The organism is Bradyrhizobium sp. F1.4.3 (genome assembly GCF_040548375.1).
GTDB lineage: Bacteria > Pseudomonadota > Alphaproteobacteria > Rhizobiales > Xanthobacteraceae > Bradyrhizobium.
In genome coordinates, this window is record NZ_JBEPRN010000020.1 from 30,851 (window position 1) to 43,466 (window position 12,616).

The following is a 12,616-nucleotide window of genomic DNA, read 5'->3' on the forward strand; positions in this document are numbered from 1 at the left end:
GGACAGGCAAACGCAGATGCAGAAGAACAAGAAGGCCATCGTCGCAGCGATCGCCGGCAATGCGATGGAATGGTACGATTTCACGGTGTTCGCGCTCATGACCCCGGTCATCAAGAACCTGTTCTTCCTAGTCGACCCGAAAGTTCCGGGCAGTGAGATCAACGCGCTGCTGCTGACCACCGCACTGTTCGGCAGCGGGTTCTTCATGCGGCCGATCGGCGGCCTCGTGCTCGGCTATTTCGGCGATCGCAAGGGGCGGAAGGCGGCGATGACGCTCGGCATGGGCATCATGGCGCTGTCGGTCGCGCTGTTGGCGCTGACGCCGACCTACGCCACGGCCGGCGTCGCCGCGCCGCTGATCGTGCTGCTGGCACGATTGCTCCAGGGCTTCTCGGTCGGTGGCGAGTTCGGCACCTCGACCGCCTATCTGATCGAAGCGGCACCCCCCGGCCGCACCGGCTTCTATGGTTCGTGGCAAATCGCCGGCCAGCTCATGGCCAACGTGCTCGGCGCAGTGCTGGGCGCCGTCCTCACGCTGACGTTCACGCAGGAGCAACTTGCCGCCGGCGCCTGGCGCATCCCCTTCTTCGTCGGCCTCGTGATCGTTCCGATCCTGCTCTATATGCGCGCCAGCGTCATCGAGCCCGAAGCATCCCGGCGCAGCATGGCGACGGTGCACAGGGACAATTTCATTGCCGCGCTGAAGAATCCCGGCCGCAACTTCCTGATCGGTATGGGCATGGTGGTGGCGAGCGCCGTGTCGTTCTACGTCACCTTCGGCTACACCGTGACCTACGCCAAGGAGGTGCTGAAGCTGCCGCTGATGCAGAGCTTCCTGGTGCAGATGATCGCGGCGATCGTGATGGTGATTGTCGTTCCCATCGCCGGCGCCATCTCTGATCGCTATCCGCGCAGGCCGCTGCTACTGGTCTCGCTCATCGGCTATTTCGTCTCGCTCTATCCGCTCTATGCATGGGTGATCTCCGAGCCGTCGATCGCAAAGCTCCTGATCGCCCAGGTCGTGATCGGCTTCCTCAGCGCCTTCTTCCTCGGCGTCTACTGCACCACGCTTGTCGAGCTATTCCCGATCCGCGTCCGCTCGACAGCGCTTGCGATCGTCAACAATGTCGCAGTGCTGGTGTTCGGCGGCTTCGCCCAGTTCTTCGTGACCTGGCTGATCACACTCACCGGCTCCCCGCTGGCGCCGATCTTCTATGTGATGATCGGCGTCGGCCTCGGCCTCATCTCCGTGATCGCGATGCGGCCGGAGGATACCGGGCGGGAGCAGGTCGAGGACGGCGTCGTCGAGCAGGCATCGTGAGGCCGCTCAAAACTCCAGCGGTGCGTTGTCGACGACCTCCTTCATCACGAAGAAGGTGCGGGTCTGGCGCACCCCGGGCAGCGCGATGAGTTGCTCGCCATGGATGCGGTTGAAATCCTCCATGTCGCCGACGCGGATCTTCAGGAAGTAGTCGAAGTCGCCGGCGACGAGATGGCAGTCGAGCACGAATTTCAGTTTTGCGATCGCCTGCTCGAAGGTGGCAAAACTCTCTGGCGTCGAGCGGTCGAGCACGACGCCGACCATCACCAGCGTGCCCTTGGCCACCTTCTTCGGCGCCACCATGGCGCGGACGGCGGCAATAAAGCCGTCCTCGAACAGGCGCTGGGTGCGGCGGTGGCAGGTGGCGGGACTGATCGCGACGGTTTCGGCCAGCTCGGCATTGCTGAGCCGGCCGTTATTCTGAAGTAATCTCAATATCTTGAGGTCGATACGGTCGAGCCGGGACGACATGGAAGAAACTTCCAGTCTTCGATCTATTTCTGGAAGAAATCTTACCTATCGAAGAAAATAACGCAAGATCCCATGCAATATTGGTGCAGCATTCGAGAGCACATTTCTCATGACGCGTGCTAGTCGCTGCAGCCAGATCAACACCAATCGGGACGACCTGACGATGCTGGAAAAATTCGCGCGCTACCCGCTGACCTTCGGCCCGACCCCCATCGAGAAGCTGGAGCGGCTGTCAAAGCATCTCGGCGGCAATGTCGAGATCTATGCCAAGCGCGAGGACTGCAATTCCGGTCTCGCCTATGGCGGCAACAAGCTGCGCAAGCTCGAATACATCATCCCCGACGCGATCGCCTCGAACGCCGACACGCTGGTGTCGATCGGCGGCGTGCAGTCGAACCACACCCGCATGATCGCAGCGGTCGCCGCCAAGATCGGCATGAAGTGCCGCCTGGTGCAGGAAGCCTGGGTGCCGCACGAGGACGCGGTCTATGATCGCGTCGGCAACATCATGCTCTCGCGCATCATGGGCGCCGACGTGCGCCTGGTCGAGGACGGCTTTGACATCGGCATCCGCAAAAGCTGGGAGCAGGCGATCGACGAGGTGAAGGCCGCCGGCGGCAAGCCCTACGCGATTCCGGCCGGCGCCTCCGTGCACAAATTTGGCGGGCTCGGCTATGTCGGCTTCGCCGAAGAGGTGCGCAAGCAGGAAGCCGAGCTCGGCTTCAAGTTCGACTACATCGTCGTCTGCACCGTGACCGGCTCGACCCATGCCGGCATGCTGGTCGGTTTTGCGGCGGACGGCCGCGCGCGAAAGGTGATCGGCATCGATGCGTCGTTCACCCCGGCGCAGACGAAAGCGCAGGTGCTCTCGATCGCGCAGAACACCGCAAAACTCGTCGAACTCGGCAAGGATCTCGTCGCTGACGACGTCGTGCTGATCGAGGACTACGCCTATCCCGCCTATGGCGTGCCGTCGGAAGAAACCAAGGAAGCGATCCGCCTCTCCGCACGTCTCGAAGCCATGATCACCGACCCCGTCTACGAGGGCAAATCGATGCAGGGCATGATCGATCTTGCGAAGAAGGGTTATTTCGAGAAGGGCGCGAAGATCCTCTACGCCCATCTCGGCGGCGCGCCGGCGCTGAACGGGTACGCTTACGCGTTTAGGAATGGGTGAGGTAGCCCAGCTCGCGCCTCCCCTCCCCTGTCGTCCCGGCGAAGGCCGGGACCCATACCCCCAGGGAGTAGTTTGGCGAAGAACATCGTCGTGTGTGCCCTAAGGTAGATCACGCGGTATGGATCCCGGATCTGCGCTACGCTTGTCCGGGATGACGATGTGGAGGGATCTGGGCGCTCTAACAGCCACCACGCCCCTACCGCGTCCGCACGATCTGCAGCAGCTCTTCCCCGTAGTGCTCGAGCTTCTTGTCGCCGATGCCCGGCACGTTGCGCAATTCGTCGAGCGTGGTCGGCCAGGCCCGCACGATGCCGTCGATGGTGGCGTCGTGCAGCACCACGTAAGCCGGCACGCCGCGCTCGCGCGCGACATCGGAACGCCAGGACCGCAGCCGCGCGCGCAATTCGGGATCGACGTCGCCTTGCGGTGCGCTGGCCGCAGGCGCGAGGTCGCCGCGGCGGGATTTTGCGCGGCTTGACCGGATGCGGGTGCCGGGCGCCTCCTCGCGCAACCATACCTCGGTCTCGCCACGTAACACACCGCGCGACGTCTCCGTCAGCTTCAGCGCGCCGAAGGCTTCGCTATCGCTCCGCAAATGCCCCATCGCCACCATTTGCCGCAGCACGGTGCGCCACTGCTTTTCGTTGAGTTCGCGCCCGATGCCGAACACCGACAGTTTGTCGTGGCCGAACTGCGTCACCTTCTCGGTCAGGCGCCCGATCAGCACGTCGATCAGATGCATCGCGCCAAAACGCTGGCCGGTGCGATAGGCACAGGAGAGCAGTTTTTGCGCCAGCACCTTGCCGTCACGCATCTGCGGCGGCGTCAGGCAGTTATCGCAATTGCCGCAACTCTCGCCATGGAGGAGTTCGCCGAAATAGCCGAGCAGCCGCTTGCGCCGGCATTGCGCGGTCTCGGCAAGGCCGACGAGTGCATCGAGCTTGCCGATCGAGACCCGTTTGAAATCGTCGGACGCCGTGGATTCGTCGATCATGCGGCGCTGTTGCACGATGTCCGAGAGACCGTAGGCCATCCAGGCCGCCGACGGCTCGCCGTCGCGGCCGGCGCGGCCCGTTTCCTGGTAATAGGCCTCGATGCTCTTGGGCAGATCGAGATGGGCGACGAAGCGCACATCGGGCTTGTCGATGCCCATGCCGAAGGCGATGGTCGCGACGATGATGATGCCGTCCTCGTTGAGAAAGCGGTCCTGGTTGCGCGAGCGTACGCTGCTGTCGAGTCCGGCGTGATAGGGCAGCGCCGCAATTCCGGCATCGTCGAGCGCTGCGGCGACCTCCTCGACCCGATTGCGAGACAGGCAATAGACCACGCCGGCATCGCCCGCATGGCGCTCCCTGATGAACTCCTTCAGCTGCGACACCGCATTGCGTTTGTCGACGATCTCGTAGCGGATGTTGGGCCGGTCGAAGCTCGAGACGAATTGCGGACTGTCTGCGAGGCGAAGCCGTTCGACGATCTCCTTCCGCGTCAATTCGTCGGCGGTCGCGGTCAGTGCGATCCGCGGCACGTCGGGAAAGCGTTCGGCGATGATAGAGAGGCCGACATATTCGGGCCGGAAATCATGGCCCCACTGCGAGACGCAGTGCGCTTCGTCGATCGCGAACAGCGCCACCTTGGCCTGCGCCAGCAGCGAGAGGCAGCGCGGCGTCACCAGCCGCTCCGGCGCGACATAGAGCAGGTCGAGATCGCCAGCGATCAGGCGGCGCTCGACCTCGGAGGCCTCCTGCGGCGTCAGCGATGAATTCAGCGCGGCAGCGTTGACGCCTGATTCGAGCAGTCCCGCGACCTGGTCGCGCATCAGCGCGATCAGCGGCGACACTACGATGCCGCAGCCTTTGCGCAACAGAGCCGGCAATTGGTAGCACAACGACTTGCCGCCGCCGGTCGGCATCAGCACCAGGCAATTGCCGCCATCGCTGACATGCCGGATGATCTCGCCCTGCGCGCCGCGAAAGCCCGGCAGGCCGAACACCGAATGCAGCACCGACAGCGCGTCACGGCCATCGGCCGGCGCAGGCAGCGAAGCGGTGGAGGGAGCGGACATGGGCGGAACAGGACCGGGCCGTGGGATTCGTCACAAGGCCAGTCGCATGACCGCGCGGGCGTGGCAAGACTGTTTGCGCTGCTTGTTCTCCCTCTCCCCGTTCTTACGGGGAGAGGGTTGGGGGTGAGGGACGGCCTCTCTCCACGGATGAGATTGTTGCGGGACCTGTACCCCCTCACCCGGATCGCAAGAGCGATCCGACCTCTCCCCGCAAGCGGGGCGAGGTGAAGAAGCTACGCCCCTATCCTTCGTAGCGCCTCTGCGACCGTCACGATCGGCATGCCGCGCGTCTCGGCCGCTTTTAGCGCGTGGCGCAGCAGGGCCGGCGTGCAGCCATAGGGGCTCGGGGCATCGACGACATCGTGGCTGTAGAAGATCAGCCAGCCGCCGCTTGCCACCGCCTCGTCGAAATAGCGATCAACGCCGCTCTGATCGATCTCGTAATTGACCAGAGGCGAAGCGCGCAGGAACTGGAGATCGATGACATCGCGATTGACGCCGGGCAGGATGCCGCGCGCAGAGCGGAAGCTTTTGGCGAGTTGCGGCTTGCGCCAGACCGAGGCGAGACCATACGGATAGGCGAAATTCTCCAGCCTGATCGAGGAATCGAGGCCGCGAAAGTAATTGCGGTTCTGCTCGATCTCAAGCGCCATGGTGGTCTGGTCGAGATCGACCGCACGCAGGTGAGAGAAGGTGTGGCAGCCGATCTCGTGGCCGCCGCGATGCAGCCGCACGATCGCGTCGTTCGACAGGCCGTGCCAGTGATCTCCCCGCAGATCGACTAGGCTTCCGGCGAGATAAAACGTACCGCGCCCGCCATGCTCTTCCAGCAGCGACGCGCCCTCGCCTGCGGCGCTATCGGGCGCGTCATCGAAGGTAAAGCTCACCATCGGCGCATGCGCCGGCAAGCGGTGCGGCGCGGCGTGGAAATGCCGGGCCAGTCGATTGCTTACGCGTCCCTGGAGTGCCGACCACACGATTGCATTCCCTGTAATTCCGTACCTCGTGACTGAAGCATTCGTGCGCTGGCTGAGGCAAGCTTTACACTTGGTTAAACCTAACGCGGAACCCGCGCTCTTCACCTCACGCGAAGCAGCGGCGCCCTGGTGTCCGCGACGAGATCGTGCAGCCAGTTGCGGAAGAGCGCCGCCGCGGCGCTGCCGGCCGCGATATTGCCGCGCAAATTCAGCGCGGGCAGCTCGTTGGTGAGCGCCGGATGGCGCTGGTTCTTCGCCCGCTTCTCGAATCGCGCAAGTTTCTCTTCGGTCGCTGCGTCAAAATAACTCACGGGCACGACTGGATAGTTCTCGCGCTCGCGCGCGAGATAGCGGCCGATGTCGCGCAGATATTCGCGCTGGAGCGACAGCGCGTCATATTCGGGATGGCCCTGGAAGAACACGAAACGGCTGGCATATTGCCGGACGAAGATGTCGACGCCGGCCCGCGCCGAACGCGTCAGCACCTGGTAGCCGGCCTGCACGAGATCGCGCTCAGTGACTTCGTTCAGGCGCGAGTGCGAGATCTTGAGCGGCGACGGCGCCTCGCGTGTCAGCGAATCACTGGTCACGGCGTCGCAGTCGAAGATGCCGTGACATTTGGACGGCAGGCGCTGCCGTTCGATGCGATCGAGATGCAGCACCGCCGCGTGCGCGGCGAGGCATGACCAGATCGTCGAGCGCGTGTTGGTCCTGGCCCAGTCGATGAGAGCGGTGAGGTCGCCCCAATACGGCTCCTGGTCGATCTCGGGCGCGACCGGCTCGGCGCCGGTCACGATCAGCCCGTCGAACTTCTGGCGCTTGAGGTCGGAGAGATCGGAATATTCGCTCTCGACATGCCACTTCGCTTCCGGCGAACGCCTCACCGACGGCAGCGAGAAGCAATGGAAGCGGATGCGGCGCGGCCCCGCGGCGGCCTGGAGCAGCTTCATGAACTGCCGCTCGGTCGCCTTCAGCGCTGGATCCGGCATGTTGTTGATCAACCCGATGGTGAGCTCGGCGCCGCCCTGATCGCGTGCGAGATCGGCTTCGGCCGGCACCAGGGCCGGACTCGAGATACCTTGATCCCTGTCGATCAAGATGCTCATCGGGGCGATCGCCTACTCCGCGGCCTGAAGACGCGCGGCCGGGCAGGCCTCTTCCAGCGCCTGGTCGATGTCCTCGATAATGTCGGCGGAATGCTCGATGCCGATCGAAAGGCGGATCGTCTCCGGCAGCACGCCGGCTGTGCGCTGCTGCTCCGCCGACATCTGACGGTGCGTGGTGGAGGCCGGATGGCAGGCCAGCGACTTGGCGTCGCCGATATTGACGAGCCGCGTGATCAGCTTCAGCGCATCGTAGAAGCTCTTTCCGGCTTCCATGCCACCCTTGATGCCGAAGGTGAACAGCGAGGAGGCGTTGCCGTCGAGATACTTCTGGACGAGCGGATAATAGGGACTGTCGGGAAAACCCGTGTAGTTGACCCAGGCGACGCGCGGATCGGTGCGCAGAAATTCGGCGACCTTGCGGGCGTTCTCGACATGGCGCTCCATGCGCAGCGCCACCGTCTCGATGCCCTGGAGCAGCAGGAAGGCGTTGAACGGCGACAGCACCGAACCCATGGTGCGCTGATAGACGCTGCGCGCGCGCTCGATATAGGCGGTCTTGCCGAAACGCTCGGCATAGACGAGGCCGTGATAGGAGGCGTCCGGCTTGTTGTAGCCCGGGAAGCGATTGGCGTGCTTGGCCCAGGGGAAGTTTCCGGAATCGACGATGGCGCCGCCGAGTGTGGTGCCGTGGCCGCCCAGGAACTTGGTCAGCGAGTGCACCGCGATGTCGGCGCCGTAGTCGAACGGCTTGAGCAGGATGGGCGTCGCGACGGTGTTGTCGACGATCAGCGGCACGCCATGGGCGTGCGCGATTTTTGCCAGCGCCTCGATGTCACAGACATTGCCGGCGGGATTGCCGATGGTCTCGGCGAACACCGCACGGGTGTTCTCGTCGATCAGCTTTTCGACCGCCTCGGGCTTGTCGCTCTCGGCGAAACGGCCGGTGATGCCCTGGCGCGGCAGGATGTGGGAGAGCAGCGTGTGCGTGGTGCCGTAGAGCTGCGGCACCGACACGATGTTGCCGCCGTGATCGGCGACGTTGACGAAGGCGAAATGCAGCGCGGCCTGGCCGGTCGCGACCGCAAGCGCGCCGACGCCGCCTTCGAGCTCGCTGATGCGCTTCTCCAGCACGGCGCTGGTCGGATTGGCGATGCGGCTGTAGCGATAACCTTCGGCTTCGAGATTGAAGAGCGCGGCGCCATGATCGGCGCTGTCGAAGGCGTAGGCGGCGGTCTGGTAGATCGGCACGGCAACCGCGTGCGTGGTGGCTTCGGGTTCGTAGCCGGCGTGAATCGCGATCGTCTCGTTGCGCATCGTCCACCTCCGCGTGGCGCGGGCCGCACTTATTGGCCTGAATGACGATGTGCGTTGTCCGCGGTCCTCGTGTTAGAGGCGGGCGGTAAAGCGAGCAATAATTCGCCTAGAGATCGATGAAGTAACCCTAACGGTTATTGGTGAATTGGCTAAAATTTGAGTCAATTTGGATTAATGAATTGATGTGGCGCGAAGTCACCCTCTCCCGCAAGGAGAGAGGGTGAGACCATCGTACTCCATCAGCCCATTTGCTCCCAGAGCCGATGGGTGAGCACGCCCGCACGCTTCTCGATCGCGGCCGCCGCATCTAGCGCGAGATCCTCGCGGTAGCGGCCGGCGATGAGCTGCACGCCGATCGGCTTGCCGTCGTGCAGCGCTACCGGTACCACGGCGCCGGGCAGGCCCAGCACGTTGATCGCGGAGATGAAGCGGATCTCGCCCCAGAAAATCTCCTGCACGCGCTCGGCGCTGACTGTGTCATCGCGCGGGCCCGGCGTCGGCTTCACCGTGGTCGGCGCCAGCACCACCGGATATTCCTCGAAGAACAACTGCCAGGCGCGGATATGGCCGTTGCGCGCGGCGGTGGCGCGCATCCAGGCGGGCAGATCGAGCACGCTGGCCTTGGTCTTCATGCCATTCCACGCCTTGTGGAAATCCTCCGACGTCACCTTCAGCATGCCGGCTTCCTGCATCACCACCGTCTCGTTGGTGATGATGTCGCACCAGGTCTGCCAGACGCCGTTGATGTCGGGCACCTCGACCTCGCTAACGCGATAGCCCGCGCGCTCCAGATGATCGGCGGCCTGGCGCAGCGCCGCGGTAACCTGCGGATCGACGTCCATGTCCTCGGGGATTTTTGCCAGCGCGACCTTGATCGGCCCCTTCGGCTTCGGCCCGGTGAGCGGCGCCGGCACCCACCAGGGATCGCGCGCATCGCGCTGGCTCATCACCTCGAGCGCAAGGCGAACGTCGGCGACGTGGCGGGCGAGCGGCCCCTGCGCCGACATCAGATGCGCCAGCATCGGTCGCTCGGCCGTTGCGCTCCGGTTGAAGGCGGGGATGCGTCCCTGCGTCGGCTTGATGGTGGCAACGCCATTGCAATGCGCCGGCCAGCGCAGCGAGCCGCCGATGTCATTGCCGTGCGCGATTGTGCCGATGCCGGCGGCGACCGCCGAACCCGCGCCACCCGAAGAGCCGCCGCAGGTGATGTTCGGATCCCAGGGGTTGAGCGTCAGCCCGTGCAGCGGATTGTCGGTGAAGCCACGGAAGGAAAATTCCGGCGTGTTGGTGAGGCCGATGACGATTGCGCCGGCCTTCTTCAGGTTGCGCACGACCGGCGAATCCGACGGCGCGATGAGATCCTTGTTGGCGGGAACGCCGTTGAAATTGGGCCGGCCCTCGAAGTCGACGTTTTCCTTGATGGTAACAGGCACGCCATGCAGCAAGCCGAGCTCGCCACCCTTGGCGCGCTGTTTGTCGGCCGCGTGCGCGGCCTTCAATGCTTGCTCACTGAGATCGACCACGACGGCATTGAGCCTCGGATTGACGGCGCGCATCCGCTCGATATGTGCCTCGACCGTCTCGACCGCGGAGATTGCGCCAGCACGGATCGCAGCCGCGGTCTCCACCGCCGACCATTGCCAGACCGGTCCCCTGGGGCGGCGCACCGTGGCTGGTTTGCGAAGGGCGACCTTCTTGACCGTCTTCTTTGCTTGTTTCGCAACTGCGCCCTTGCGGGCGGTGGTCTTCTTGCTCGAGGTCTTCGCTGCCGTCTTCTTGGAAGCGCTTTTCTTCTTGGTTGCCGTCTTCTTCGCCACGTCGCATCTCCTGAAATTGCGCGGCGGAGGTTACGGAGGACGATGGAACCTGTACAGCGGCGTTTCTGCATGGCGCATTGGCAGGAGTGGCCAATGCGGCGAATTGTCGTCAGACCTTACACCGGCGGCGGGTTCAGCCGCGCAAAGCCTTCCTGGATGCGATAGGGATAATAGGGATAGGGCGGCATCACCGCGCTGACTTCGTCGAGACGTTTGATCTGATCAACGCTCAGCGACCAGTCGACCGCGCCGAGATTGTCGCGCAACTGCACCTCGTCGCGCGCGCCGATGATCACGGAGGAGACGGTGGGGCGCGCCAGCAGCCAGGCGATCGCGACCTGGGGCACGGTGCGGCCGGTCTCCGCGGCAATCGCGTCCAGCACATCGACGATTGCGTAAAGCCGCTGCTCGTCCACGGGCGGACCGAATTGCGCGGTGGCGTGCAGGCGGCTGTTTTGCGGCAACAGCTGGCCACGCCGGATCTTTCCGGTGAGCCGGCCCCAGCCGAGCGGGCTCCACACCAGTGCGCCGACACCCTGGTCACGGGCGAGCGGCATCAGCTCCCACTCATAGTCGCGGCCAAGCAGTGAATAATAGACCTGGTGCGCGACATGGCGCGGCCAACCGTGGCGATCGGCAACCGCGAGCGACTTCATCAATTGCCAGCCGGCGAAATTGGAGACGCCGACATAGCGCAGCTTGCCGGCGCGCACGAGCGTATCGAGCGTCGACAGCACCTCCTCGATCGGCGTGAAGGCATCGAAGGCGTGAAGCTGGAGCAGGTCGATATGATCGGTGCCGAGCCGCCGGAGTGCCGATTCGACCGAGGTCAGCAGGCGATGCCGCGACGAGCCCGCGTCAAGCGGGCCGTCGCCCATCGGCAGGCTCATCTTGGTGGAGATCAGCACCTTGTCGCGGCGGCCCTTGATGGCGGCGCCAAGAATCTCCTCGGAGGCGCCGTTCGAATAGACATCGGCGCTGTCGAACAGATTGACGCCGGCCTCGAGGCAGATGTCGATCAGCCTGCGCGCCTCCTCAGTGCCGCTGCGGCCCCAGGCCGAGAACAATGGGCCTTGTCCACCGAAGGTGCCGGTGCCGAAGCTGAGGACCGGAACTTTGAGGCCGGAGGCGCCGAGATTGCGGTATTCCATGATTGCACTCCTATTCCGCCGGGCACGCTGCGACGGTGGCCGGCGCGCGGTCGAGCCGAAGGCTCCACAGCGCCAGCACGAGACCCACCGCCGTGATCCCGGCCGCGACCAGCGGCAGTGCGGAGAGGCCGAGCCCGCGATCGATCGTGACACCGCCGGCCCAGGCCCCGAGCGCATTGCCGAGATTGAACGCGGCGATGTTGAGGCTCGAGGCCAGCGTGCGGCCACTGGAGCCGGCCGCCTCCAGCACACGAAGCTGGAGCGGCGCTACGGTTGCGAACGAAGTGATGCCGAGCAGCAGGATCAGCGCGATGGCGAGGCTCTTGACCGGCAGCACGGCGGCAAGACTAAGCAGCACAACGGCAAGTGCGGCGAGCGTGCCGATAAGCGCGCGGGCCAGCCCACGGTCGGCGAGCTTGCCGCCGGCGATATTGCCGATCGCGAGCCCGACACCGAACACCAGCAGGATCGGCGAGACTGCCGTTTCCGAAAAGCCGGTGAAGCGGGTCAGGATCGGTTGGATATAGGTAAAGACGACGAACAGGCCGGCAAAGCCGAACACGGTCATGGCGAGGCCGAGCAATACTTGCGGACGACCGAGCACCGCGACCTCTTCAGTGAGCGAGATCGGCTTGTCGCCGGTGCCGACATGGCCGGGCACCAGCACCGCCAGCACCGCAAAGGCGATCACGCCGATGACGGTCACGGCCCAGAATGCCGCGCGCCAGCCAAGCATCAAGCCGAACCAGGCGCCGAAGGGCACGCCCAGGAGCGTCGCGACCGTCAGCCCAATGAACATGGTCGATATGGCGGAGGCGCGCTTGTCCTCGGCAACGAGGCTCGTTGCCACCACCGAGCCGACGCCGAAGAAGGTGCCGTGGGCGAGCGAGGTCAGCACGCGCGCCGCCATCAGCAATTCGTAGTTCGGCGCCAGCGCGCAGGCCGCATTGCCGAGCGTAAAGATCGCCATCAGTGCGAGCAGCACGGTTTTCCGCGGCATCCGCCGCGTCGCCAGGGTCAGCACCGGCGCTCCGACGAACACGCCGAGCGCATAGCCGGAGATCAGCAGGCCCGCGACCGGCACGGAGACGTGCATGTCGGCAGCGACCTGGAGCAGCAGGCCCATGATGATGAATTCAGTGGTGCCGATGCCGAAGGCACCGGCGGTGAGCGCGAGGACGGCGGGAGGCATGCGTGGCTCCAATGCGAGGGACGAGCCA

10 protein-coding genes are annotated in these 12,616 nt (G+C 64.6%); 2 read left to right on the forward strand and 8 right to left on the reverse strand.

The window, feature by feature from the left end; genetic code table 11:
• Nucleotides 1-16: 16 nt before the first annotated feature.
• Nucleotides 17-1,321: a citrate-proton symporter gene (locus ABIB73_RS32540; RefSeq protein ID WP_354230849.1), complete on the forward strand. Its 1,305-nt coding sequence runs from the start codon at nt 17-19 to the stop codon at nt 1,319-1,321.
• Between the two features lie 6 nt (nt 1,322-1,327).
• Here the strand turns inward: ABIB73_RS32540 and ABIB73_RS32545 are convergent, their stop codons facing one another.
• Entirely contained in the window at nt 1,328-1,792 is a 465-nt protein-coding gene (locus ABIB73_RS32545; RefSeq protein ID WP_354230851.1) for an Lrp/AsnC family transcriptional regulator, read from the reverse strand.
• A 163-nt stretch (nt 1,793-1,955) separates the two neighbouring features.
• Between ABIB73_RS32545 and ABIB73_RS32550 the strand changes: the two genes are divergently transcribed.
• Nucleotides 1,956-2,969, forward strand: coding sequence for a 1-aminocyclopropane-1-carboxylate deaminase (locus ABIB73_RS32550; RefSeq protein ID WP_354231022.1), 1,014 nt, complete (start codon nt 1,956-1,958; stop codon nt 2,967-2,969).
• A gap of 196 nt (nt 2,970-3,165) precedes the next feature.
• On the opposite strand, the gene recQ is transcribed toward ABIB73_RS32550, so the two are convergent.
• The 7 genes from recQ to ABIB73_RS32585 form a co-directional block, all read right to left on the reverse strand.
• Entirely contained in the window at nt 3,166-5,031 is a 1,866-nt protein-coding gene (gene recQ, locus ABIB73_RS32555; RefSeq protein ID WP_354230853.1) for a DNA helicase RecQ, read from the reverse strand.
• Nucleotides 5,032-5,264: 233 nt separating this feature from the next.
• Entirely contained in the window at nt 5,265-6,008 is a 744-nt protein-coding gene (locus ABIB73_RS32560; RefSeq protein ID WP_354230855.1) for a polysaccharide deacetylase family protein, read from the reverse strand.
• 101 nt (nt 6,009-6,109) lie between these two features.
• Nucleotides 6,110-7,114: a homoserine O-succinyltransferase MetA gene (metA, locus tag ABIB73_RS32565; RefSeq protein WP_354230857.1), complete on the reverse strand. Its 1,005-nt coding sequence runs from the start codon at nt 7,112-7,114 to the stop codon at nt 6,110-6,112.
• A gap of 12 nt (nt 7,115-7,126) precedes the next feature.
• Nucleotides 7,127-8,428, reverse strand: coding sequence for an O-acetylhomoserine aminocarboxypropyltransferase/cysteine synthase family protein (locus tag ABIB73_RS32570; protein WP_354230859.1), 1,302 nt, complete (start codon nt 8,426-8,428; stop codon nt 7,127-7,129).
• Nucleotides 8,429-8,667: 239 nt separating this feature from the next.
• Nucleotides 8,668-10,245: an amidase family protein gene (locus tag ABIB73_RS32575; RefSeq protein ID WP_354230861.1), complete on the reverse strand. Its 1,578-nt coding sequence runs from the start codon at nt 10,243-10,245 to the stop codon at nt 8,668-8,670.
• A 116-nt stretch (nt 10,246-10,361) separates the two neighbouring features.
• Nucleotides 10,362-11,396 carry an aldo/keto reductase gene (locus ABIB73_RS32580; protein WP_354230863.1) on the reverse strand — a complete coding sequence of 345 codons (1,035 nt, stop codon included), beginning with the start codon at nt 11,394-11,396 and terminating at the stop codon, nt 10,362-10,364.
• A gap of 10 nt (nt 11,397-11,406) precedes the next feature.
• Nucleotides 11,407-12,588, reverse strand: coding sequence for an MFS transporter (locus tag ABIB73_RS32585; protein ID WP_354230865.1), 1,182 nt, complete (start codon nt 12,586-12,588; stop codon nt 11,407-11,409).
• Nucleotides 12,589-12,616 lie beyond the last annotated feature (28 nt).

What these genes read in the sequence shown, in the direction of transcription:
- ABIB73_RS32540 (WP_354230849.1), top strand. Translation starts at nt 17, where the DNA reads ATGCAGAAGAACAAGAAGGCCATCGTCGCAGCGATCGCCGGCAATGCG.
- ABIB73_RS32545 (WP_354230851.1), bottom strand. Translation starts at nt 1,792, where the DNA reads ATGTCGTCCCGGCTCGACCGTATCGACCTCAAGATATTGAGATTACTT.
- ABIB73_RS32550 (WP_354231022.1), top strand. Translation starts at nt 1,956, where the DNA reads ATGCTGGAAAAATTCGCGCGCTACCCGCTGACCTTCGGCCCGACCCCC.
- recQ (WP_354230853.1), bottom strand. Translation starts at nt 5,031, where the DNA reads ATGTCCGCTCCCTCCACCGCTTCGCTGCCTGCGCCGGCCGATGGCCGT.
- metA (WP_354230857.1), bottom strand. Translation starts at nt 7,114, where the DNA reads ATGAGCATCTTGATCGACAGGGATCAAGGTATCTCGAGTCCGGCCCTG.
- ABIB73_RS32570 (WP_354230859.1), bottom strand. Translation starts at nt 8,428, where the DNA reads ATGCGCAACGAGACGATCGCGATTCACGCCGGCTACGAACCCGAAGCC.
- ABIB73_RS32580 (WP_354230863.1), bottom strand. Translation starts at nt 11,396, where the DNA reads ATGGAATACCGCAATCTCGGCGCCTCCGGCCTCAAAGTTCCGGTCCTC.
- ABIB73_RS32585 (WP_354230865.1), bottom strand. Translation starts at nt 12,588, where the DNA reads ATGCCTCCCGCCGTCCTCGCGCTCACCGCCGGTGCCTTCGGCATCGGC.